The organism is Frankia sp. CcI49 (assembly GCF_001983215.1).
Taxonomy (GTDB): domain Bacteria; phylum Actinomycetota; class Actinomycetes; order Frankiales; family Frankiaceae; genus Parafrankia; species Parafrankia irregularis.
The window spans coordinates 1-23,626 of sequence record NZ_MOWP01000034.1; the positions used below are offsets into that span (position 1 = coordinate 1).

The following is a 23,626-nucleotide window of genomic DNA, read 5'->3' on the forward strand; positions in this document are numbered from 1 at the left end:
TGCCGCTGCCGCTGCCGCTGCCGCTGCCGCTGCCGCTGCCGCTGCCGCTGCCGCTGCCGCTGCCGCTGCCGCTGCCGCTGCCGCTGCCGCTGCCGAGCAGGATACGAAGATCGGGGTTGCCAAAACGACCATAATCCTCAGATCTTCGAGCCGCAGCTACAGGTACCGAGCAAGATCTGAGGATCGGGGTCGCCGAGCCGGAGCCCGGCGGCCCGGCGGTCCGGCGGTCCGGCGGTCGTCAGACCAGGGGTCGCCGGGTCGGGGCTCGCCGCTGTTACGCGCATGCGCATCGTCACCCCACAGGCGTATGTGCGGCGACAGCGGAAACGGGGCCGGGGTGGGGGCCAGGCCCTCCGCACCTGTCCGGTTGCGGCATCACCACCACCCGACCGCGAAGCAAGTTCAATTAACAAATTGGGCGCTAAATCAACGCCGGAATCACCGCAAGGTGTCGGTCAGACGACAAGGTGCGGCCCGAAACAACCATCGCTCACGCAGAGCGACAGTCCGTGCGGGATAGCTCCCCCCGCCTACGTGGCCACCCACCTCCGTGTACGCTGCCGTCACAACTGTCTAGTCACGTCAGGGTGACCAGAAGGAGTTTCGTCAGACCAAGCCCTGTGGAGGGTCGTCCGCTCAGGAGTAGGCGGGTGGGATCGGGGGGTCCACAACGACACCGCCCGGCACGTCACGGCCGGGCACGGAGGGATGTCCGCGGTGAGACATCGTGCGGAGGGCCAGCCCAGCCCGCGCAGAAAACCGTCCGGATTGCGCCGTCGATGGCGCGGTCCGGTCAGAAATCCCGCCTGGATAGCTTCGCTGAGCATCATGGCATTCGTTGCGGTGGCGGTCGGATGGACGCTGGCCCCGGAGCGGGACAGTGATTCCTCGGCCGTCGTCGAGGCATCGGCCATCGACCCCAAGGACCTCCGGGAAGCCCGCCCGGACGTCAACACCGGCGACGGCCAGGACACGTCCCCGTCGCCGAGCCCGAGCCCGAGCCTGAGCCCCTCCCCCGTCGCGACGACGGCGGCGGCGACCACACCACCCGCGGCGACCACACCGCCGACCACCCCCGCGCGCACAGCCCTCGGCGCGGCCGGCTCCAACACCCCCTCCGGTGGTGGCGGCGGCAGGGTGCCCGGTGGCATGAGCGGCGTCTACGCGAACAACCTGACCACGGTGCGCGACTGGGAGGCGCTGCGCGGATCGGCGGTGAACGTCGTCCTGACCTTCGCCGACAGGGGAAGCTGGGAGACGATCACGCATCCGTGGGTCGGCGGCAGCACGGAGAAGTTCGCCGGCTTCGCCGGCACCTGGGTGATCTCGCAGCCCTTCTTCCCCACCGGTCAGGGCAGCATCTCCGCGTGCGCGTCCGGTGCCTACAACAGCCACTGGGCCGAGTTCGGCCGCTGGCTGGTCAGCAAGGGCCGGCCGGCGACCATCATCCGGCTGGCCTGGGAGTTCAACGGCACCTGGTTCGAATGGTCGGTGCGCGGCAATCCGAGTGCCTGGGCGAGCTGCTACCGCCAGGTCGTGTCCGCGGTCCGCTCGACGGACCCGCAGGCCCGTTTCGACTGGGCGATGAACGCGCACAGCTCCAGCCCCTGGGACGCCTACCCGGGTGACGACTACGTCGACATCATCGGCATCGACTCCTACGACCAGTGGCCCGCCAGCACCACCGCGGAGATCTTCGACAAGCAGTGCAACCAGGCGGTGGGGCTGTGTGCGGCCATCGCGTTCGCCCGGGCGCACGGCAAGCAGTTCTCCGTCCCCGAATGGGGCCTGGTCGCCAGTTCGGGCACCGAGGCGGGCCGGTCCGGGCAGGCCGGCGGCGACAACCCGGTCTACATCCAGCAGATGTACGAAACCTTCCGCGCGAACGCGGATGTGCTGGCCTATGAGACCTACTTCAAGGACTCCCGCGCCGGGAACGTGCACTCGTCGCTGATCAACCCCAACGAGAATCCCAAGAGCTCAGCCGTCTACGCCTCGCTCTGGTAGCAGCGGGCGACCGCACTGGTTCCTCCTGCCGCCGATCCGCGCGGCAGGAGGTTCAGCGGGCGGCCTACCGGCCGGCGCCAGCCGGCGTCGCGGCACCTCGTGCCGCGACGGCCGCGACGGCCTCGGGTGTGCCCCGCAGCTCGACCTGGGCCGCGGCGTACCGCCCGAACGCGAAGAGCAGGAGCTCCTCCGGCGGGCCCACGATCTCGACGACCGGCTCCCGGCGGCGCAGGGTGAGCCGCCCGGGCGCGTCGGTCCGTTCCGCGACCACACCGACCGCACTGTGCCGGAACTCGGCGAGCCCGATCAGCCGCAGCGCGGCCCAGATGGCGTCCCGATCGACAGCCGCGTCGCCCGCACCGGCCGGGACGTCCGCGGCGGCTGGGAGACGTCCGGGCGCGGCGCGGCGCAGGTCCTCGGTGTGGACGAAGAACTCGACCAGGTTGGCCGCGTCGTCCAGGGGTGCGAACCGGGTCGGATGCCACCATGGCGGGCCGGCGCGGAACATCTCGACCAGCTCGGGGTAGTTGTGCGCACGCATCGTCGCCCGCTCGGCACGTTCCGTCAGGCCGTGCAGCGCGCCGACGACCAGACCGGGGCCGGCCCACGGCACCCGCTCCCGGGTGACCAGGTGGGCGGCGAGGTCGTGCGCGGTCCAGCCCGCGCACAGCGTGGGGCTGGCCGGCCCGAGGTCACGAAGCAGGTCCGCGAGAATCTCCCGTCGCACTCCTGCGCGCCCAGCAGCCATGCGGTGACTTTAGGCAGACGAGGCGACTACTGAGTGGGAAGCCGGGCGACCGTGATGAAGAAGTCGTCGATCTGGCGGACCACCGACACGAACCTCTCGAAGTCGACCGGCTTGGTGATGTACGCGTTGGCGTGCAGGTCGTAGCTGCGCAGGATGTCCTCCTCCGCCTCGGAGGTGGTGAGCACGACAATCGGGATGCGCCGCAGCCGCTCGTCGGACTTGACCTCCGCCAGCACCTCCCGGCCGTCCCGGCGCGGGAGGTTCAGGTCGAGCAGGATGAGATCAGGCCGCGTCGCACCCGCGTACACGCCCTCGCCCCGCAGGTAGGCCAGTGCCTCGACACCGTCGCTGACCACGTTGAGGTTGTTCTTGAGCTTGTGGTCCTCGAACGCCTCACGGGTCATCAGCACATCGCCCGGGTCGTCCTCGACCAGCAGGACCTCGACCGGGACGACAGGCTCGGGCTGGGTCACGACGGACCTCCTGGTTTCGGCAGAGCGGGCGGCGAGGACTGCGCGGGTGGCGAGGACTGCGGGAGGAGCGACGCGGGCGACGGCTCCGTCGAGTTACCGTGCGGGACCAGATCGGTGGGCAACACCACGGTGCGGCGCTTCGGCAACGTCCAGCGGAAGGTGGTGCCGGACTCCACCGTATTGTCCAGCCAGATCAGCCCTCCGTGGAACTCCACGATCTTGCGGCACAGCGCGAGGCCGATCCCGGTTCCCTCGTAGGCCTCCCGCGCGTGCAGGCGCTGGAAGATGACGAAGATCTTCTCCGCGTACTCGGGCTCGATGCCGATGCCGTTGTCGGCGCAGAACAGCTCCCACTCGTCCGGGCGCTCCACCGCCCCGATCCGCACCCGCGGCGGCTGCTCGCCATGGAACTTCAACGCGTTCCCGATCAGGTTCTGGAACAGCTGGGTGAGCAGTACGGGGTCGCCGGGAACCGTCGGAAGCCCGGTCGCGGTCACCTCCCCGCCGCTGCCCTCCAGCGCGATCGACAGCGTCACCCGGGCCCGCTCGACGACGTCGGTGAGATCGACGTCCACGAAGCTCTCGGTGCTGCGGCCGACCCGGGAGAACGCGAGCAGGTCGTTGATGAGCTGCTGCATGCGCTTGGCGCCGTCCACAGCGAAGTGGATGTACTGGCTCCCCCGCTCGTCGAACTGGTCGCCGTAGCGGCGGGACAGCAGCTGGCAGAAGCTCGCCACCTTGCGCAGCGGTTCCTGCAGGTCATGCGACGCGACGTAGGCGAACTGCTCCAGGTCGCGGTTGGAGCGGCGCAGGATCTCCGCCTGCGCCTCGACGGAGGCCCTGGCCTCCCGCGCCGTCTCCAGCTCGCCGATGAGCTGCAGCCGCATCAGCTCGACGTCGCGGGCCAGCGACTCGATGTCGGGTGGGCCGGTGGGCCCGATCTGGTGCTCCAGGCTGCCGGCGGCGACCCGGCGCACATCCGCCCCGACGGTCTCCAGCGGCCGGGTCACCCACAGCCGCAGCGCACGGAAGATGAACGTCAGCAGCACGATGAGCGCCACCGCCGCGACCACAAGCGAGATCACCAGGGTGCGCACCGCGTCGCTCACGTTGTCACGGGCCTGCAGCGCCGCGGACCGCACCGCGTCGTCCAGCGCGGTGCCGGCGGCCCGGACCGCGTCGAACCGGGCCTTCCCGATTGTGGGGTCGAGACGGTTCGCGGCGTCGACGCCACCGGCGCGCACCGCGGCTATCGCCGGGTCGGCATAGGCGCTGTGCCACTCGTTGACGCGCTGCTCCAGCGTCGCCAGCCCACGTTGCAGGTCAGGGCGGCTGGCCACCCTGGCGGCGAGGCTGGCACGCAGCTCGTTCTCGGTCTCGCGCCCCTGCGTGTACGGATCGAGATACTGGTCGTCGCCCTCCAGCACGTAGCCGCGGACGCCGGTCTCCTGGTCGACCAGGCTCGAGATCAGCCGGACGGTGCCGACCTGCACCGGGGCGAGGATGTCGCTGCGGACGTGAATGGCGTCGTCCAGGCGCGCCACCGACCAGCCGATCATGCCCGCGGAGAGCAGGAGGATGACGGCCACCGCGCCGTAGACCGCGCCCAGCCGCCGGCGCAGCCGCCAGCCCCGCATCGCCGCGGCGCTCACGCGGGCGGCACCCGCTGGAGCAGCAGCAGAGCCACGTCATCGGTCAACGGGCCGCCGTTACGTTCCTCCACCCGGTCGATCAGCGCGTCGAGCAGATCGTCGGGACCGGACTCGGGCCACAGGTCGGCCACCTCCGGCAGCACCCCCTCCCAGCCGAGTGGTTCGCCGCCCGGGCCGTCGCGCCCCTCCAGCAGACCGTCCGTCGCGAGCAGCAGGGCCCACTGCTCCCCGAGCTCGACCGTCACCTCGCCGCTCACCAGCTCGTCGAGGATGCCCAGGGCGGGGCCGACCACCTCGCCCGGCAGAGCGGCGACCCGCGGGGACAGCAACGCCGGCGGCGGATGCCCGGCCAGGGTCATCCGCAGGCTGCGCCGGTCCGGCGCGATCGCCAGGGCGCAGACCGTCGCGAAGATCTCGTCGTGCTCCCGCTCGCTCACCAGCACCTCCTGCAGGAAGCCGAGGCGATCGGCGTCCGGGACGCCGGCCAGCACCAGGGTGCGCCAGGCGATGCGCAGGCTGACCCCCAGCGCGGCCTCGTCCGGGCCATGCCCGCAGACGTCGCCGAGCAGCACGTGGACGGTGCCGTCCCTGGTGGAGACCATGTCGTAGAAGTCTCCGCCGAGCAGCGCCTGCCGGTGGCCGGGCCGGTAGCGGGTCCGGTGCTCCAGCGTCGCGTCGTCCATCAGCGGCCTGGGCAGCAGGCCGCGCTCCAGCCGGGCCTTCTCGTCCGCTCGCAGCTCGGACTCACGCAGCGCCCGCGCCGCGGTGTCGGCCCGCTCACGCTCGATCGCGTAGCGCACGGCACGGACCAGGTCCCGCCCGTCCACCTGGCCTTTCACCAGATAGTCCTGCGCGCCCGCGGCGACGGCCTCGGCACCCCGGTGCTCGTCCACCAGACCGGTGAGCACGACGACGGGCGCCCCGCCGTCGATCGACAACAGCCTGTCCAGCGCGGACAGGCCCTCGCTGTCGGGCAGGCCGAGGTCCAGCAGGACGCAGGCGGTGTTCTGGGTTCGTAGAACGGCCTCCGCGACCGTCCGCACCCGGGTGACCTCGACTGGGGCGGAGACCTCGTCGAGCAGGGCCGACACCAGGAACGCGTCGCCGTCGTCGTCCTCGACGAGCAGCAGTGGCCAGCTCACGCCCGCCAGGCGTGCMGCCTCGCCCTCGGCCGCGGATGGCCGCATGGCAGGGATCTCGCTTGCCGTCACTTCTCTCCAGGCAGGGGCGACGCCACGCTGATCGGCGGGCACCAACAAATACTGACAGGTAACAAGTAATGGTTGTAGCAGCTGACTAGGAGAAGGTAGCGCCGGCCGCGCGGCGGAACGTGTGCTTACGGCCTCAATCTCCGGAAGTTCCGGTGCCCGGGTGCGCCTGGTCACCGGTCGGGCGCCCCAGCTGGTCACTGGTCGGACGCCCCAGCAGGTACCAGCCCCACAGACCGGCCGGTGCCGGCGCGCGGACCGGACGGCCCGCCACCGCCCGGGCGTCCATCGTGTCCAGCAGATGGTCCCAGTGGCCGGCCAGCCGGGCGGCGAGACGGCTCGCCAGGCCCGCCCGATGCCCAAGATGCGGGTGCGGGCGGGTCGGTGCGCGCCGCATCGCCTGCTGGACGTCCTCGCGCAGCCGCAGCAGCTGTGCACCGGCCAGCCGCTCCTCGAGATCGCTCAGCAGCCGTTCCTCCACCCGGGCGTGCGCCTGCCCGAGCTCCACCAGGTTGGCGCGGAGCTCGGACACCCCGCTGCCGGGCTGGTACCGGTCGCCCTGCACATACTGCTCTATCCCGCGCATCATGCCGGCCGCCTCGCGGGCGGTCTCGCGCAGCGCAGCGGTTCGGGCCGGCCCGTCCGGAACCGCCGTGGCGGCTGTCGGGTACACGACGCCCTCCATGACGCTCAGGTGCGCGCTGAACGCGGCGACGGCGGCGTCGATCGCATGCATGGCCAGCCGTGGATCCGCCGACGGGCTCTGGGGGCTGCCGGTGTTCTTCGCGAGCTCCTGCCTGGCCAGCTCGAAAAGATCAGCCGCATCGCGGTGCGTCTCATGCACCAGGCCCGAGAGCGTCGACACATCCGCACCACCGGCGGTGCCGCCACTGCCGGTGCCGACTCCCGCACCGGTGCCGGTGCTGGCGCTGGTCGCCTCATCCTGGTGAGCCATGACCGCCTCCCGTACGTCCAAGCTACGCCGGCCGCCCCCCGCACGCATTCACACCGGACGAACACCATGCGCACCCAACTTCGCCGGAAATGCTGGTTCTTCCCCGATCAACGCCGGAGGATGCCTACGGACCGGATGGAGTCAGCTACTGTTCAGTACATGCTTGGCAGCGTCGCACCGGCCACCCTGAACGAGGCGATAACCGTCGCCCGTTCGCGACTCGGCCACGCCCGCCGACGCCTGACCCACGGGGAGCTCCCACCGCTCGGCCATCTGATCATCAGGCACCAGCTTCCCGTGCCCGACGGGGTCGAGGCGTTGTGGGCCATCGTGTCGACCTGGCCGGATCCGCGGACGATCCACGGCCGCAGCCTCAACGACGGCGCGCACCCGGCCCTGGTCCACATCCGGATGGGCAGCCCCGTGGTCGTCCCGGCCAGCTCCGTGATCGACTGGGCGGTGATCGACGGCACCGCGGAGATCGAGGAGGGCGGGTGGACACGGGGCCTCACGGCCAGCCAGTCACCCCGAACGGCCSGCCAGCCGTCCCGAACCGCCGGTCAGCCGTCCCGAACCGCCGGTCAGACTCCTCGGACGGGCGGTCAGCCGCCCCGGGCGACCGGTCAGTCGCCCCAGCCGGTGATCTCCGCCCCGCGGGGATGCTCAAGGCGGTAGGAGAGCCCGATCTCCCGGCTCGCGCCCGGATCAAGCTCCAGGTTCCAGGTCAGCAGCCCCAGCTCGGTGTGCTCGGCCGCCGCCGGCTCGGCTGACACGTCCCGCACGGTGATGCTCTCGTGCCGCGGCACCGGCACCTGATCGCGGACCGTCACCCGGGCCCGCATGGACGCGTAGTTGGTCACCAGGATGGTGTAGGCGACGTCCGTCCGGCGGACGTTGCCTACCATGCGCCGGCCGGTGCTCCGGCGAGCCAGCCTGCGCTCGACCTTCACTCTGTCGTCCACCCCGAGCTGCAGCTCCAGCTCGCCGCCGGGCGGGATGAGGTCCAGCCTGCTGGTGCCGACGAACTCCCGCTCGTGGAAGACCGACACCCGCCCGGCCGGGAGCGTGTGCGCGGAGGTGTTCACGACCGCCGCCCGCAGATGGGCCTCCGCGGCCAGCTTCGGGACGGTCAGGTGGTCGAGAACCGCGTCGAGCTCGATCACGGCCACCGTCGCACGATGCGGGTCGCCGTCAGCGGGCACGGCCACCGGGCGCGGGGGACGGTAGGTGGACGCCGCGCCCGCCGACTCCAGCACCGCCGTGGCGGCGGCCATCGGCGGCGCCGGTACGGGCGCCCGCCGAGGCGCCGCGGCGAGTGGCATCGCGGCGCCCGCCTCGGTGGGCATGCCGCCGACCAGCACCGGGCCCCCGCCCGGCGCCGCGAGCGCCCCCCGGATGTGTACGGACTCCGGCGTACGCCGGATGTCGACGAACTGCGGGTCCAGTTCGGGAAGCCTGAATCCGCTGGCGGGACGGGCGGTCGACAGTCGAAGATCGGTCGCGGGCCAGTCCTCACCCGTGCGCTGGCTGATCATCGCGAACCAGGTCAGCGTCACCCGCTCGCCTTCCAGCCGCGCGTCGTAGCCGGACACCCACGAGGCCGACCCGACCAGGTAGGAGACCTCCATCTCCGCCATCTCCGCGGCGGTGTCGCTGTCCGCCGGCAGCTCCAGATCGGCGGGCAGCTCCAGATCGACGAGGACCGCGCGGGTGTCGGGCACCGGCTTCGCCCCGCGGGACTCGATCAGCCGGCCGATCATCGTCAGTTCCTTCTCCGCCTCCTCCCGCCGCCTGGCCAGCTCCCGCCGACGCGCGTGCACACCGGCGATCTGTGCCGCGAACGCATCGCCGACGGAGACCAGCTGGCCGGCGGCATCGACGTCCCCTGGGCCGGCCGGACGTCCGCTGCCGGCAGCCCAGCCGCGGGCCAGCGCGCCCGCCCCCACCCGCGCGGCGACGTCGAGGAAGGTGCGGCGGGCCCGCTCGGTCTCGTCCTCGTCGCCGATCTCGGCCAGCAGCGCGCGCAGCTCGTCCTGACGGGCACGCAGGTCTGCCAGGGCACCGGCATCCGTTGTCGCCCGCGCCTGGGACACCACCCGCACACCCAGTACCCGGGCCGGGCCCGTCCCGCCCACCCGCACCGAGTTCTCGTCGAGGCCGATGGGCAGGCCGCCCACGACCGCCTCGACCCGGGTCACGCCCTCCGGCAGCGCGGAAAGATCGAGTGGGCCTCGACGGGTCACCCTGGCGGCGGTGGGGTAGACGACAACAGCTGTGATCGGCGCGTCCAGCGCCACCGCGGCGGTTCCAGCAACCGCGGCGGCCTCGGTGACCGCGTCAGCCTCGTTCGGGGTGTCCGATGTGTCGTCCGCCACGGCAGCCATGCGGTCACCCTACGGGCAAAACGATCCTTGATCGCCGGTGGCCCGCAGACCCTGGCCAGCCCTGGTCGGCCCTGGCCAGCCCTGGTCGGCCCTGGACGGGTCAGGACGGGCTCGGTCGGGCCCACCCGTCGGGGCAGCCCCGTCGCCGCGCCGTGCCCCCGGTCGGGTTCGCCGGCACGGCCCCGCCGGCCGTGCCGGCTCCGCCGGGACGTCGTCGACCGCCGGGTCGGTCGACCGGCGCGCAGCGTCACCTGTCTCGATCATCGAGCCGCGAGTCGCGATTACCCTGCGACACGACGAGGGTGGCCGTACGGCCACCGGAGGCCCTCGGCCTGATCCATCCGCCGGCGGCGACCATGGGGCAGGTCGACATCACGGCCACGCGGCGCCCGTCCGGTTCCCTCCCGCCGATCTCCCGCCCGGCGGCACAATCCCCCCAACTCGACCATCTCATCGCGCGCCCAAGAACCCAACCGCCGTGGCCGGTACCGATGATCAGATCCGACACCGACCATCGCAGCACGGACAATCCGCCGGGACGGGTCTTCCGTCCGTGCCGGTGCGAAGTCGCGCGCCGAACCGCCGCGCCGAACTGCCGCAACGGGCAGGTGGACCGACCGACGAAAGCCTTACCTCCCAGCGGCGGGCCGATCTCTTTCCCCGCCGGGAAGAGCAGCGTCGAGCAGGTCACCCGACAGCCGCGGGCCGCCGTGGCGCGGGGCGGCAGCTGCCGCGCACAGCAATGCCGAGAGATCCGGGCAAACCGCCCCGGCTGTTTACCGCGCCGCCGTCGGCCAAACTGATCAGCGTTGCCCGACACACGCCGCAAGCATCTGGGCAGACGAAAACATGGCCCGGTGAGCCCGTCGCGGATCGCGCCGGGGATTTCTGACGATCGCCGCAGGTTCGCCGGTGGGATCTGGCGGTTGCCGCTGGTGGTGACAGTGCGGGGGGCGGGCGATCTCCTCGGCCACGGGGCCGCCCGCGAGCCCGGCCGTAGCTGCCGGGCAGGGTCTGAGGATTGCGGTCACGAGAACAGCCGCAATCCTCGACTCCTCGAACCGCGGCTTCGAGCTGCCACCACGCCCGCCACCACCGCCGGAGGGGACCTGAGGATTATGGTCGCGAGAACAGCCGCAGTTTTCGACTCCGCGAACCGCGGCCTCGAGCCGCCGCCGTGACCGCCACTGCCGCCGGACGAGATCTGAGATCTGAGATCTGTGGTCGCCAGGGCGCGGGTGGCAAAAATCCCGAGAAGCGGCGGATCCGGGCGAGCGAATTCGGCTGGGCAGCCCGGGCTCGTCCGCCAACGGCGATCCCAGCCAGGTCCACCCGACTAACCGGCCTTGATCGATGTTGTTGCACGACAGGATCCTATTCTTAGGAAACCGTCCAAAACCGGTTCACATACTTGCTCCACACGGCGCCATCCGGATCCACCGACACATCCACACGGATCGGCTGCACACTGATGATGACGATGACCGGGCATCAGCCACGATCGCGGCTCCCGGCCATCGCCACCCGCACCCCGCCCATGCCACGGGGCCATGACGGTCGTCGCGATCGATCACAGGCCACAAGCCACATCACTTATTGTGACGATCAGTCGGATGGCATCCAGTGGCCAGAACGGCGCAAGCCACTCGCCCGCCGCTTCGCTCCGTCACATCCGAAACCTTCCGTTGTCGACACGGAGATCTCCGATCGCTGGATCACACGGCAACCGATGATGATCCATCCAGTCGGGTGCATCCGTTGGTCGACACCCGTCTGGTGGCCTCGACGCGCGCCGTCGTCCGTTGACTATGTGCCGGATCCTGCCGACCGCACGCCTAAAATCCCATGCGTCGACTAACGTAACCAACCGTGTCGGAACTTCGGCGATGGTCGAGAGCGGGGCGATGGTGCGCCTCCAGGCTGCCTTCCGCCCAGATCACGACGCCCCTCCAGCAGGCCCGCACCGCAGGCCGCGGCCGGAGTCAGCCATGACGCACCCCCAGCCGAGGCGACACGAGCTCTCGCTCCTGCCCGGCCGCGGCGATCTGATGGCCGAGCTCGCCAGCCGCCTGGAGGCTCTGGACGCGCTGCTCAGCCGGCTGGAGGACGCGGAGCGCCAGGCCGCGGACGCCGGCGAGCACATCATTCGCACCAGGCAGTGGCAGGAGGACACGGTCCGGACGCTCCAGGAGGAGCGAGCCCGGATGCGTCAACGCCAGCAGGCTCTGGACGATCTCGCCGAGCACGCGCGCGCGGCCGTCGAGGCCATGCAGAGCAGCTACCGCACTCTTCCGCCCGAGGTGACACAGCTCGCGATCGAGCTGCAGGTGCTCCACAACTCCGGGTTCCTGAGCCGCCGGAGCGGCCGTCCGCGCTGAGCCGGCCGTCCGCGCCRAACAACCGTTCCCCTGGGCAGGCCCGTCCACGCCGAGCCGGCCCGTCCACGCCGAGCCGCCGTCCGCGCCGAGCCGCACCCCTCCGTGGCCGTGCTTCACGGCCCGCTCCGGCGTCTGTTGCGGGCCGCCAGTTCGGAACTTCTCGTCACCTAAAGTGTTTGTCCGTGATCCTCGTGTGGCCGTCCAAAAACGTGACGTGAAGCTCAGCACCCCCTCTGACCTGGGCAGATGCGCTCCCGCAAGGGGCACTTCTTTGCACACTCGGTGTAGTTGGGGGGGACTAGTGTTTACCCACACCATCCGTGTGGACTAGTCTCGCTTGCGACGTCACGACAACACCGGGCCGAACGCCGAATCCTGCCCGCGGCCCCGGTGTCCCCTCCGAGTCGTCACCTCGGGCAGGAGCGGGGGACCCACCTCCACCGACCGGCACCAAGTAGTGGTGCGGGTCTAGGGGTGAAGTCCATCGCACGAAGGTCGCGCGACGGACCGGGCAGCCCAGCCCGAACCCGACAGCTCACCTCGCAGGCGTACGGGAAGGAACGCAACGTTGTCTGCGCAAAGCGTGCAGCTTGATACCGAGAGACGCCGGCAGCAGGAAGGCCGCGGCCGCCACCGGGCACCGTCAGCCCCCACGGCGTCGAGTCGAGCAAGAGCCAGGGCCCGAGCTGTGGCCGCCGTCACCACCGGGACTGTGGCAGTCTCCGGGGTCGCGCTCGCCGGATGTGCTCCGGACACCAACGCGGACGCTGCGTTTGATGAGGCGTCGAACACCGCCCCGATGACCCTCGCGACGCAGATCGGCTCGCGACTGGCCGTCGACGGGGCCATCCAGGTTGCGTCCGTGGCCGGCAGTGGGTCCACCACCGTGCTCGACGCCACCACCGACATCTCCGCGCCGACCCTCTCCTCGAAGGTCGACGTGGGCCTGCGGGTGACCAACCCCGAGGTCACCGTCAACGCGAACGAGCCGGTCAACATCGGTTTCTCGCTCTACGACGAGCAGACCAAGGCCCCGCTGGCCGACCAGCTCATCAAGGTCCAGGTCAAGCTGCCCACCGGGTGGGCGACCTTCCTGCACCTCACCACGGACGACCGGGGCCAGGCCTCCTACACGGCCCGAGTCCTGACGACCACCAACGTCACGGCGATCTTCGATGGTACGGACTCGCTGCAGTCCGCCCACTCCGAGAACGACGCCACCCTGACGGTTCGCCCCCCCGTGCCGGCGCAGGCCTCCCGTCAGGCCGTCCGCTCGACCGTCGAGGTCGAGACGCCCGTCGTCAGCGTGAACGTCGGAGCGAACACGATCGGCGAGAAGGCCGTCTACCTGGCATCGCTCCAGGCCGGCAAGCCGTACATCTACGGCGCGGAAGGCCCGAACTCGTTCGACTGCTCCGGGCTCGTGCAGTACGTCTACAAGCAGCTCGGCAAGAGCGTGCCCCGCACGACGGACCAGCAGTACGCGGCGACCACGCACATCTCCCAGTACAACAAGGCCCCCGGCGACCTGATCTTCTTCGGCACCCCGGGCAACATCTACCACGTCGGTATCTACGCCGGCGACGGCAAGATGTGGGTCGCCCCGCACAGTGGCGATGTCGTCAAGCTGCAGACGATCTACACCACTTCGTACCTGGTCGGCCGCGTCGCCTGAGCACCGTGAGTACCGGCCGGCCCACCTTGCTTTGCCGGCTGGCTCCGGGCTCCCCCCTGTTCACCTGATAAGCCGCACGCACTGACGGGGCAGCACGGATCGCCCTGTCCTCGGAACGAGCCGCCGCGCGATCTCCCCCTCCGGTCGCGCCCGGCTCCCGCCGCCGGGTCGGCGTTGGTCGGGATTGACTCCGGCCCGGCGGTCACCAGATCCGATGTGTGGTCCCCTGCACCGGACCGCAGCCTCACCTTCCGCAGACCTGCGAGCACGCCCCGTAGCCCGCACCGCCAGGAAGTGCCTGACGCCGCGCGACTCGCGCTCGCCGCGTGACCGTCTCGACACTTCCAGCACTTAGGCCGTTGCGACATCATTCTACTTCGGCATAAGCGGTGTAGATGCGGCGCAAACCGTCCAGAATGCGACCATCGGGCATCAACACCTGCCGCATAAACAAAACAGAACCACACGCGCCACCCACCCGGATCCGCAGATCGTAGATCCTTCCGGTGGGATGGACGTCAGATCCCCCCCCATCTGACGTCCATCCGGCCGGAAGGCCTCGGACTCCGCTGGTCGCCGTTCCGATCCCCCCCCCATTGGACCGGCGGCCAGCGGACCCTCCGCCACCCGGCCTCCTTGTGGCCTGTCGACGCCGTTACCCCCCTCCCGGCGACGCCGACAGGCCACGCGGGCCCCGACCGTGACTCCTCACCGGGATCACGGTCGGGGCCCGAACAGGAAATCGGCGCCGACGGCCGGAGGCAGCACCTCCGGCGCCCCTGGAGCCAGCCGAGAGGCAAGACCGGCAGGCCTGCCGATCCAACCTTCACCGGATCCGCAAGACCCGAATTGGCCAGCGGCTCCGCGACATCCTCGGCCGCCGCCGGACATCCGAGCTAAGTGACTAGTTCTTTGCAACTAGAGCAACTCGGCTGGAGTATGACGTGGCGGCCGATGCGGGGCCGATGGAGTCAGATGCGGGGCCGACCCCGCACCCCACACCCGTCCTCGTCGCACCCACCCTCGTCCCACCCGTCTCGTCGAGCCGGACTGTCTGTCACACGGTCCGGTGCAGGTCGCGGGAGAACTTCCACAGGGCGTCCGTGACGCCCTTGTCCCACTCGGTCTCGGCGAACCGGCCATGCGGCGTGACGTTGTCGCAGGTCGGCCCGGGCTCGGTGTCGAACTGCCCCACCACGCCGACCGCGGCGTAGATGGGCGTCGCCGAGGTGCAGGCCGCGAGCAGCGCCAGCCGGGCCCCCTCGCCCATGCCCCAGAGGTACACCCGGTCCAGGTCGATGTCGGACCGCTTCTCGTCCATATAGCGCACGACGTCGCTCAGGTACTGCACGTCCGCGCCTTTCGGGTCGTCCAGTCGCCAGGTTCCGGCGACGGCCTCCGGGAAAGCGAGCGCGAGATCCTTGCGATTCGCCAGCGAGGACACCTTGCTCCCCTCTTCCAACGTCTTCGCATCCGAATTGTCATCGTGCAGGATGATTACCAACGGCAACGGGTCGCCCGGATCAGAAGGCGCCTGGACGAGCAGTTCCCGGCCGGCCGAGGGATAGCTGTCCGGGATGGTCGCCTTTTCGACCTTTGGATGGCCCCGTCCCGCGGCCAGCCACCAGACGACCACCAGCACGACGCCAATGATGATCACGTTTCTCTTGTTCTTGCCCCACCAACCGGCAAGGGGATTCGACGCCACGATGCAACCGAACCACACCCCACGCCCGGAAATCGCCTGATTCGAAGCAGCGCGTCCCGGCAGACCCGTTCAGGACGACGCCGGAAGCGCCGGACGACGCCTGGGACAACGCCCGGACGACCATCACGCCACCCCGCCGCCCCCGCGACTGCCGGCCACCGGCGCGGGTGTGCTCAGCCCTCCGCGAGCGCGTGAGCTCTGGCGTCACGCAGGATGCCCACCTCACGCGGGCCGTCCAGCGGCGCCAGCGGGCCGTGCACCCAGGTCAGCAGCAGGTCGGCCAGGGCCGGGTTCTGCGCCAGCACCGGCCCGTGCAGGTAGGTGCCGATGACCTTCCCGTCGACGACACCATCGGTGCGGGCGGGCGTCCCGTCCCCGACGCCGACCCGGACCGTGCCGAGCGGGATGCCGCGGAAGCCCGGCAGCGGGCGGGTGCGCCCGCCATGGTTCTCATAGCCGTAGAGCGTCGGCAGGCCCAGCTGGGGGCTCGGTTCCACCACGATGTCGCCGACCGCGCGCGGCGGCGGCGGGACGTCCGGTGGTTCGAAGGAACGGCGGGTCTCGACGTCGATCAGGTTGACCCCGTCGTGGATCTGGCCGTTGCCCGCCGGGAAGGTCGCGCCGATCACCTGGTAGCCCGCGCAGACGGCCAGCACGGCCGCGCCGCCGGACACGGCGCGCAGCAGCGAGCGGTTGCGGCGCATGCCGTCGGCGGCCAGCACCTGCGGCTCGTCCTCACCGCCGCCCAGCAGGTAGATGTCGCAATCGGCCGGCACCACCTCACCGGCCGGCACCTCCACGATCTCCGCCCGCAGCCCACGCCAGCGCAGCCGCTGGGCCAGCACGATCGCGTTGCCACCGTCGCCGTAGGTGCCGAGCAGCTCCGGATAGATCAGCGCGATCCGGGTCGCCGAGGGGCGGATCACCGGGTGGTCCGCACGAGCAGGTCGCGGAACGCCGTGTAGTTCGCGACGACGTCCACCACCTTGTCGTTCGCCGCCGCGGCGGCGGCCTCGGCGTCGGCATGGACGCTGTGAGGAACCTCGGCATAGGCCAGGCGCACGCTCATGTCCTCCTTGCGGCCCCCGGTGACGAGCACCTGGCGGCCGGAGAGCCGCTCGAAGGGCACATCCCAGATCCAGGACGGGTCACGCCCGTCCGCCGTCTGCGAATTGAAGTCGATCACGACCGGCCGCGGCGGCGCCGAGTTCAGCAGCTCCATCATCTCGACCCAGCCGGCCGGGTTCTTCGCCAGCAGCAGGCGGGCCTGATGGCCGTCCTGGCCCAGCGGCACCTCCTGGTAGCGGCCCTGGACGTCGCCGATACCCCGCATCGCGGCGAGCGCGTCCTCGACCTCGACGCCGAACTCGCGCGCGGCCGCGGCGGCCATCGCCGCGTTCGCGAGGTTGACCCGCCCCGGCAGGTCGATACGGGCGGGGATGCGCCGGCCGAACCACATCAGCTCACCGAGGCCGGCCACCGAGACGATCGGCTCAGGCCTGGCCAGGCCACACTCACACCACCAGCCGGCGGCGTTGCGGTGCAGCAGCCTGGCGCACTGCGGGCAGACCATCGCGTCCGCGGTCCAGTTCTGGCCGGCCGACACCCACACCTGGCGTGACCAGGTCATCGCCGCCCAGGCCACCAGCGGGTCGTCGACGTTCGCCACCACGACCGTGTCGCGCAGCTCGGCGCCCAGCTCGCGCCAGATCGCGGCGATCCGGCGGGTCTCGTTGGACCGGTCGAGCTGGTCACGCGAGATGTTGAGCAGCAGCACCACCCGCGGCAGGATCGCCCGCGCCACCTTCGGCAGCCAGATCTCGTCGACCTCCAGGGCCGCGGGAGAGTCGTACGGCGGCCTGGCCAGCGCGGTCATCACGCCGGGCGCCATGTTCGCGCCGCCGCCGTTCGACTTCACCGGGCCCAGCGTGCCCAGTGCGCGGGCCAGCAGCCTGGTGGTGGTCGTCTTGCCGTTGGTGGCCGAGACGCAGGCCGTCGGGCGGTTGGAGCCGACCTCGGCCAGCGCGCCCGGGGAGATCCGCAGGGCGATCTTTCCGCCGATCATCTCACCGGAGCCGCGGCCCAGACGGCGGGACGTACCCGACGCCAACCGCTCGGCCGCGAGCGCAAGCTGGGTACGGGCTGTGAGCCGGCGTGGCAGGGGTGTCGTCATCGCGTCTCAAGAGTGCCATGCGCCCGCGCGGGCGTGATGCGGGCCCTGCGCTCTGCCCCTGTTTCCACCGTGTCCCGCCCTGTCCCCGCCCTGTCCGCGACCGCGCACCGCGTGTCCTTCGCACGAGTTTGCCCAGGTAGGGGAATCACCTGACGTGGGTCGAGCCCGTCCACCGAGGCACATGTGAGGCCCACGCGAGGCACGTTCGCCCCGCGGCCACGCGGTCACGGTGCACTCATGAGTAGGAAGGCGCGGCCCCTGATGGATGAGTAGGGCACCCAGCGGTGAGAATCACAGAAGGGATACGGCATCACCCCGGGTCGGCAGGCCAGCGGGCCCCATGAGGGCACGCCCAGACCCGGCGGGAAGGGACGTGAGGACAGCCAGTGAGCACCAAGGGGATAGCGATCGCCCAGCACGGCGAACGGTGGACGGCACACGACCTCCACATCGCCGACATGGAGGATCTCGACTCGCTCGTCGACGCCATGCACGACCTCTCCTCCGGCACCGTCATCGCGTTCGTCGAGGAGGACGACGAGTACCTCGCCATCGTGCGGATCACCGCGCGGGATCCCGACCCGAAGGTCTTCCTTTCGGACCGCCGGGTCCTGTTGACCTCGGATCACGCCGAGCGCCTCTTCGCGGACGCGCTTCCGTCCATGGCGGGGTTCGACAGCGACGACGACTCCGACGAGGACACCCCCGTCGGCCAGGCGTCGCCCGTCGGCGACCTCGACCTCCTCGCCGATCTGGGGACGCCGGCCGAGGCGCTGCTCGAGCTGATCGCCGAGGAGGGCATGCTGCCCGCCGACGTGATCAGCGCCATCAGCGAGCGGGCCGGCGCCGGGGAGATCTTCGACGACGCCCGTGGCTGACGTCCCGGCAGGGGCGGCGAGTCCTGCGGGCGGGGCGGCCCGGGCCGCGGACGGCGGGGCGCCGCCGTCCGGGCCGGGCGTCTACCACGATCTGATGGGGCTCGCGCTGGCCGAGGCGGCGCTGGCCGAGACGGCCGGGGACGTCCCGGTCGGCGCGGTCGTCGTCGCCGCGGACGGGCGGATCCTCGGCCGCGGGCACAACGCCCGCGAGGCCGTCGGCGACCCCACCGCGCACGCCGAGGTCATCGCCCTGCGCCACGCCGCCGCCGAGCTCGGAGCCTGGCGGCTGGGCGGGACGACCCTCGTCGTGACCCTGGAGCCGTGCACCATGTGCGCGGGCGCGCTGGTACTCGCCCGAGTCGACCGCGTCGTGTACGGCGCGGTCGACCCCAAGGCCGGCGCCGTGGGCTCCTTGTGGGACGTCGTCCGCGACCGGCGGCTGAACCACCGCCCCGAGGTCATCTCCGGCGTCCGCGCGCAGGAATGCTCCGACCAGCTCGCCGCCTTCTTCGACGGCCGCCGCACCCAGCGCCGCCCCCGCGACGGGACGGACCGGCCGGGCTGAGCCCGGTCCGCGCCCCACCAACCACGCACCCCGACCACCCGCCCACAGACCCGACCGTGGCAGGCGAGCGGGACCGGACGGCGGGGCGCCCGAAGCTCCACCCACCCCGGTGAACCGAACCGGGACGACATCGCGTAAGCTAACCCGCGGTGGAGTCGCCTAGTGGCCGAGGGCGCACGCCTCGAAAGCGTGTGAGGGGGCAACCCCTCCGTGGGTTCAAATCCCACCTCCACCGCTCCGATGGCTGACGTGTGCCCACCCCCTGAGGGGTGGGCCTGGTCGGTTCGGTTATGTCTGCCGGGGGCGGGCCCCCCGAAACCCCCCGACCCGAAAAGCCCGTGGCACCGGTACCTGACGTGTGCCCACCCCCTGAGGGGTGGGCCTGGTCGGTTCGGTTATGTCTGCCGGGGGCGGGCCCCCCGAAACCCCCCGACCCGAAAAGCCCGTGGCACCGGTACCTGACGTGTGCCCACCCCTCTGGAGGGGCTCGCTCTGCGGTCGCGGATCGAGGAGCGGGTCGGGGCATGTTCAGGGAGAGTGGCTGACGGTCTGGGCGTCGGTGTGTGCAGGCTGCGGTTCCGCTGTCGTCCCAAGGGGTGTTGGCGGTGCAGGTTGTTTCCTGTGCGGGCCTTCCACGGAGAGGTTGGGGAGCAGGGCTTCGAGCCGGCGTGGCAGCCACCAGTTGGACCGGCCGAACAGGTGCATCGCGGCGGGTACCAGGATGGTCCGCAGGACGAAGGCGTCCAGTGCCACCGCGGCGGCCAGTCCGACGCCGAACTCGGAGATCACGCGTTCGCCGCCGGCGGCGAACGCAGCGAACACCGCGATCATGATCGCCGCGGCGGCGGTGATCACCCGGCCTGTGGCGGCCTGGCCGACGATGACGGCCCGCCGGTTGTCCCCTGAGCGCAGCCATTCCTCGTGCATCCGGCTGACGAGGAACACCTGGTAGTCCATCGAGAGACCGAACAGCACCGGCAGCATCAGCACCGGCAGGAACGGCTCCACCGGCCCTTCGCCGAGGCCTAGCGGCTCCGAGCCCCAGCCCCACTGGAAGATCGCCACGATGACGCCGAAGGCCGCGGCGGCGGCGACCAGGTTCATGACAGCGGCGGTCAGCGGGACGACGACGCTGCGGAACGCCAGCAGCAGGAGCAGACAGCCCAGGACGACGATGACGGCGACGAACCAGGTCAGCCGCTCGGCCAGGAGGTCGGCGAAGTCGTCGTTGATCGCCGTCTCGCCACCGACGTGGACCCGCAGGCCGGTACCTCGTTCGGCCGTCGGAACCACCTCGTCGCGCAGGTTCCTGATGAGCTGCGACGTCTGTTCGGACTGCGGCGACGTCGTCGGCGTCACCTGGATCGTCTGGACCCGCGATCCTGGCAGCCGTGGTGAGGTCGCGACCTTCGCGACCCCCGGAGTTCGCGACAGTCGTTGTGCCAGCGCGCTCAGCGCCCGCTCGTCCTCGCTGGTGGGCACCTCCGCGACGAGCAGCAGCGGGCCGTTGAACCCCGGCCCGAAGCCTGCCGCGAGCAGGTCGTAGGCCTTGCGGGTCGTTGTGCCGGCGGGAGCGTTTCCGGCGTCGGAGCTGCCGAGCCGGATCGCGAAGAACGGTATGACCAGGACTGCCAGGACGGCCACCGCGACCAGCGTGAGTGCCCGGGATCGCCGTTGGACCAGATGCGACCAGCGCGTCCAGAAACCAGCCAGGTCGGCCTCGGGCCGCGGGCCGGTGCGCTCCAGATCGCGGCGTTCCCGTCGGCCGAGGGCACGCCGCCCGACGACCGCGAGCATCGCCGGGAGCAGGGTGACCGCGGTGAGCATGGTGAACAGGACCGTGAGCGCCGCAGCGACGGCGACGCCGTTGAGGAAGCTCAGGCCGAGGACGAACATCCCGAGCATCGCGATGATCACGGTGGATCCGGCGAAGAGTACGGCGCGGCCCRCCGTGTCCATCGCGGTGACGGCCGATTCCTCCACCGACCTGCCGGCCATCAGGCCGTTGCGGTGCCTGGTGATGATGAACAACGCGTAGTCGATGCCCACGCCGAGGCCGATGAGCGCGCCGAGGGTGGGTGCGAGGTTGGCGATGCTGAACAGGTGGCTGAGCAGGCCCATGCTCAGGCTCGCCGCGCCGAGCGCCGCGACCGCGCTGATCAGCGGCACGGTCATGGACAGCACCGAACCGAAGGCGATGAAGAGCACGACCGCGGCCGCGAGAATGCCGACCAGCTCGGACAGGTGCGCCGACGGGGCCAGGGTGGTCTGCACCGCCGGTCCGCCCAGCTCGACGGCGAGGCCGTCGGTCCGGGTGCTCTCGGCGATCTCCACCACTGTTTCGATGTTGTCGGCGTCGAGGTGGCTCGCCTGCCGGGTGTAGGTGATCGTCGCGTAGGCGGTGCGGCCGTCCGCACTGATCTGGCCCGCCCCGGCTGGCGTGTACGGGGTGTCGACCGCGCCGACCTCAGGGACTTTCGCGATCTCCGCCAACGCCTGTGCCACGCGTCGGCGCGGTTGCGGGTCGTCGACGCGGCCGGACTCGACCTGCCAGACCATCGTGTCGCTCGCGCCGGAGATGTCGGGAGCAGCGCCTGCCAGCAGGTCGAGTGCCTGCTTCGACTCGGTGCCCGGCAGCGTGAGGTTGTTGTCGTAGTCGGTACCGGCCGCCCGCGACCCGAACGCCAGGCCGACGGTTGCGGCTATCCAGATCAGGACGACGAGAAGCCGGTGCCGGACGCACCACCGGGCGAGGGCGGACATGAGGAGGCCTCCTGGCTTGGGTTGTTGCGCCTGAGCTCGGACGGTCGGCTCGCGGTTTCGGCGCGGYAGGCGACAGGTCGTCGCCGGACCGAGCCCGGCGCTCGCCCCAGCAGCAACAAGTGAGAGGTTGGCTCACATTTCACGCACCTAAGATCTGCGACAGGCATCCTGTTATTGGTACCAGCGTCGATGTCGTCGACAGTAACATGAACAATATCTCATGTTAGGTCTGCGGAACACAGCTTCCTCGACCGTGGGTCACTGTTGGACCACGCGCGCGAGAACCGGCCTGATGGCCTGGTAGTACGGTGCTGCGGGGAACGGGAGGAAGGCCGATGTCGACACTCGGCGCGGGTCGCCCGCGCGCCGACGCCGTACGCAACCGCGCCAGCATCCTCAGAGCGGCCCGCGAGCAGATGGCGGTGCGAGGCGCCGACGTCGGGATGGACGACGTCGCTCGCGAGGCTGGCGTCGCTGTCGGAACCGTCTACCGGCACTTTCCGACCAAGGCCGACCTGCTGGCGGCGATCCTGGACGAACAGGCGTCGCGGATGTTCCAGGCGCTCGACGAGGCCGTCGCCCGGATCAACGCCGGGTCGAGCGCCGTCGTCGAGCTGGCCCTGCTCGCCGAGCGGATGAGCCAGGCCGCCGGACGTGACCGGGCGGTGAAGGCGGTTCTGTCCCGGCTCGGCGTCGAGGCGCCGCCCGAGATGTCACAGCGCGCCTACGGCGGACTGGAGCTGATCGTCGCCGCAGCACACGCCGAGGGTGCGCTCCGACCCGACGTCACCGCCTCCGACCTGGTCATTCTGCTGAGCGGCACGCCATCCGAGGACCTGCCGGAACCGGCTCGGCGCCGGTGGCTGACGCTGATGCTGCGAGCGATCACCAACGACCGCGGCCACGCCGCCATGCCGGACGAATCCCAAGGCCGCGAGTGAGCGGGCCCAGCAGGCTGAGCGGGTCGTAGCAGGAGGCGCTGGCTCCGCCGAGAACCGCTTCGGGGCAGCGGCGCCGACCGCCGGCGACGCGACTCGCGGCGGCCGGCGGTCGCCGCGACGGCGTCCGTCAGAGGACACGTCGGTTGGCCCGACCGCGCAAGGTGCTCGAGTTGCGTCGACTCCGGAGCGTGTCATAGTCGATGCGCAAGGTAAACAACCGTGACCATGCCGCTGTTGCACATCATCCAGCGGATCGATTTTCCACGGTGGCTCCGTAACCGAATCCGGAGGTCAGGAATGGCAAGGATCGTTGTACTCGGTGCCGGTGGTCAGGTAGGTCAGTCCATCGTCGCCGAGGCCGTCAAGCGCGGCCACGAGGTCACGGCGGTCGACCAGGACAAGAACTCGTTGAACGGAATCTCCCGGCAGGCCAACGCGGTCGCCGGGGACGTCACCTCCCGTGACGTCATTCAGAAGCAGGCGCAGAACGCGGACGTCGTCGTCGTCGCGCTGACCGGGTCCGCCCGCCCCGAGCACGCGAACGCCGCCCGCGCGATCGTCGACGTCGCCGGAAAGCTCGGCAACAAGGCTCCCGCGGTCATTCAGGTCTCCAGCGGCGGGCTGCTGGAGAACACCGACGGCGAGCGGATTCTCGACACGAAGGACTTCCCCGCCTCCGAGCGCAAGGAAGCTCTGGACCAGGCCGACGCGCTCGACGTGCTGCGCGCGGCCAAGGGCAGCGTGAAGTGGTCGAGCATCGCCCCGCCGCCGCGGAACTTCGGCCCGGGCCGCCGCCGCGACGCGTACCGCACCGCGAGCGACCGCCCGGTTGTGGACGCGCAGGGCAACATCGGAATCTCGTACGAGGACTTCGCGCTCGCCGTCATCGACGAGGTGGAGAAGCCGCGGTTCCGCAACAAGCGGTACACGGTCGGGAACTGACCTGACGGCGCAGAAAACCGCCTGAGGTAATAACCGGCGAGAAACCAGGGCCGGGCTTCCGGACATACGGTCCGGAGGCCCGGCCCGTCTGGTCGGTGACCCGGATTCACCTGTTATCGCGCCTACCCTCCCGAAGATCCAAGGATTTTCGTCATCCTGGCGACCGGATTTCTCAG

Annotated in this window: 18 protein-coding genes, 1 tRNA gene and 1 riboswitch; of the genes, 9 read left to right on the forward strand and 10 right to left on the reverse strand. The window is 70.8% G+C overall.

All coding sequences use genetic code 11. The features are described from left to right. Window positions 1–828 precede the first annotated feature (828 nt). Complete coding sequence (locus tag CcI49_RS30200) at window positions 829–2,007, forward strand: glycosyl hydrolase (protein WP_198955677.1); 1,179 nt, start codon at window positions 829–831, stop codon at window positions 2,005–2,007. Between the two features lie 64 nt (window positions 2,008–2,071). Here CcI49_RS30200 and CcI49_RS30205 read toward each other — a convergent pair whose 3' ends face one another. The 5 genes from CcI49_RS30205 to CcI49_RS30225 form a co-directional block, all read right to left on the reverse strand. Continuing rightward, window positions 2,072–2,755, reverse strand: a complete 684-nt coding sequence (locus CcI49_RS30205) for a TIGR03085 family metal-binding protein (protein ID WP_076832146.1) — start codon at window positions 2,753–2,755, stop codon at window positions 2,072–2,074. A gap of 26 nt (window positions 2,756–2,781) precedes the next feature. Next, window positions 2,782–3,228 (reverse strand): response regulator, encoded by a 447-nt coding sequence (locus tag CcI49_RS30210; RefSeq protein ID WP_054568265.1) that lies wholly within the window; start codon window positions 3,226–3,228, stop codon window positions 2,782–2,784. After that, window positions 3,225–4,865, reverse strand: a complete 1,641-nt coding sequence (locus tag CcI49_RS30215; RefSeq protein ID WP_054568589.1) for a sensor histidine kinase — start codon at window positions 4,863–4,865, stop codon at window positions 3,225–3,227. The genes CcI49_RS30210 and CcI49_RS30215 overlap by 4 nt, the downstream gene beginning before the upstream one ends. A gap of 11 nt (window positions 4,866–4,876) precedes the next feature. Then, complete coding sequence (locus tag CcI49_RS30220) at window positions 4,877–6,067, reverse strand: SpoIIE family protein phosphatase (protein WP_076832149.1); 1,191 nt, start codon at window positions 6,065–6,067, stop codon at window positions 4,877–4,879. Between the two features lie 157 nt (window positions 6,068–6,224). After that, window positions 6,225–7,043, reverse strand: a complete 819-nt coding sequence (locus CcI49_RS30225) for a hemerythrin domain-containing protein (protein WP_076832181.1) — start codon at window positions 7,041–7,043, stop codon at window positions 6,225–6,227. Between the two features lie 159 nt (window positions 7,044–7,202). Here CcI49_RS30225 and CcI49_RS30230 point away from each other — a divergent pair, with 159 nt between their 5' ends. Then, window positions 7,203–7,718 carry a hypothetical protein gene (locus CcI49_RS30230; protein ID WP_241840326.1) on the forward strand — a complete coding sequence of 172 codons (516 nt, stop codon included), beginning with the start codon at window positions 7,203–7,205 and terminating at the stop codon, window positions 7,716–7,718. Here the strand turns inward: CcI49_RS30230 and CcI49_RS30235 are convergent. Beyond that, a complete protein-coding gene (locus CcI49_RS30235) occupies window positions 7,667–9,427 on the reverse strand; it encodes a DUF4139 domain-containing protein (RefSeq protein ID WP_076832152.1) in 1,761 nt (586 codons plus the stop codon). The two genes, CcI49_RS30230 and CcI49_RS30235, sit on opposite strands and share 52 nt — an antisense overlap. A 1,988-nt stretch (window positions 9,428–11,415) precedes the next feature. Between CcI49_RS30235 and CcI49_RS30240 the strand changes: the two genes are divergently transcribed. Together CcI49_RS30240 and CcI49_RS30245 are read left to right on the forward strand one after the other, a co-directional pair. Further along, the gene (locus CcI49_RS30240; protein WP_006541059.1) at window positions 11,416–11,805 is read left to right on the forward strand and encodes a hypothetical protein; all 390 of its coding nucleotides are present in this window, start codon (window positions 11,416–11,418) and stop codon (window positions 11,803–11,805) included. Window positions 11,806–12,200: 395 nt separating this feature from the next. Beyond that, a riboswitch (cyclic di-AMP (ydaO/yuaA leader) is annotated at window positions 12,201–12,368 on the forward strand. A gap of 125 nt (window positions 12,369–12,493) precedes the next feature. After that, window positions 12,494–13,480 carry a C40 family peptidase gene (locus CcI49_RS30245; RefSeq protein WP_054568267.1) on the forward strand — a complete coding sequence of 329 codons (987 nt, stop codon included), beginning with the start codon at window positions 12,494–12,496 and terminating at the stop codon, window positions 13,478–13,480. Window positions 13,481–14,537: 1,057 nt separating this feature from the next. Here CcI49_RS30245 and CcI49_RS30250 read toward each other — a convergent pair. The 3 genes from CcI49_RS30250 to CcI49_RS30260 form a co-directional block, all read right to left on the reverse strand. Continuing rightward, complete coding sequence (locus tag CcI49_RS30250; RefSeq protein WP_311984147.1) at window positions 14,538–15,140, reverse strand: PHB depolymerase family esterase; 603 nt, start codon at window positions 15,138–15,140, stop codon at window positions 14,538–14,540. 221 nt (window positions 15,141–15,361) lie between these two features. Beyond that, window positions 15,362–16,114, reverse strand: a complete 753-nt coding sequence (locus tag CcI49_RS30255; RefSeq protein ID WP_054568268.1) for a glutamine amidotransferase — start codon at window positions 16,112–16,114, stop codon at window positions 15,362–15,364. Then, a complete protein-coding gene (locus CcI49_RS30260; RefSeq protein WP_054568269.1) occupies window positions 16,111–17,361 on the reverse strand; it encodes a MurT ligase domain-containing protein in 1,251 nt (416 codons plus the stop codon). The genes CcI49_RS30255 and CcI49_RS30260 overlap by 4 nt, the downstream gene beginning before the upstream one ends. A gap of 386 nt (window positions 17,362–17,747) precedes the next feature. On the opposite strand from CcI49_RS30260, the gene CcI49_RS30265 reads away from it, so the two are divergent. From CcI49_RS30265 to CcI49_RS30275, 3 genes are all read left to right on the forward strand, one after another. After that, complete coding sequence (locus CcI49_RS30265) at window positions 17,748–18,239, forward strand: tRNA adenosine deaminase-associated protein (protein WP_054568270.1); 492 nt, start codon at window positions 17,748–17,750, stop codon at window positions 18,237–18,239. Between the two features lie 94 nt (window positions 18,240–18,333). Further along, window positions 18,334–18,804: a tRNA adenosine(34) deaminase TadA gene (gene tadA, locus CcI49_RS30270; protein WP_076832184.1), complete on the forward strand. Its 471-nt coding sequence runs from the start codon at window positions 18,334–18,336 to the stop codon at window positions 18,802–18,804. Window positions 18,805–18,952: 148 nt separating this feature from the next. Continuing rightward, window positions 18,953–19,039 (forward strand) — tRNA-Ser (locus CcI49_RS30275). Between the two features lie 293 nt (window positions 19,040–19,332). On the opposite strand, the gene CcI49_RS30280 is transcribed toward CcI49_RS30275, so the two are convergent. Next, the gene (locus CcI49_RS30280) at window positions 19,333–21,567 is read right to left on the reverse strand and encodes an MMPL family transporter (protein ID WP_076832155.1); all 2,235 of its coding nucleotides are present in this window, start codon (window positions 21,565–21,567) and stop codon (window positions 19,333–19,335) included. Window positions 21,568–21,902: 335 nt separating this feature from the next. Between CcI49_RS30280 and CcI49_RS30285 the strand changes: the two genes are divergently transcribed. Beyond that, complete coding sequence (locus tag CcI49_RS30285; protein ID WP_054568271.1) at window positions 21,903–22,508, forward strand: TetR/AcrR family transcriptional regulator; 606 nt, start codon at window positions 21,903–21,905, stop codon at window positions 22,506–22,508. A 297-nt stretch (window positions 22,509–22,805) separates the two neighbouring features. Further along, entirely contained in the window at window positions 22,806–23,450 is a 645-nt protein-coding gene (locus CcI49_RS30290; RefSeq protein ID WP_054568272.1) for an NAD(P)H-binding protein, read from the forward strand. Window positions 23,451–23,626: the final 176 nt, after the last annotated feature.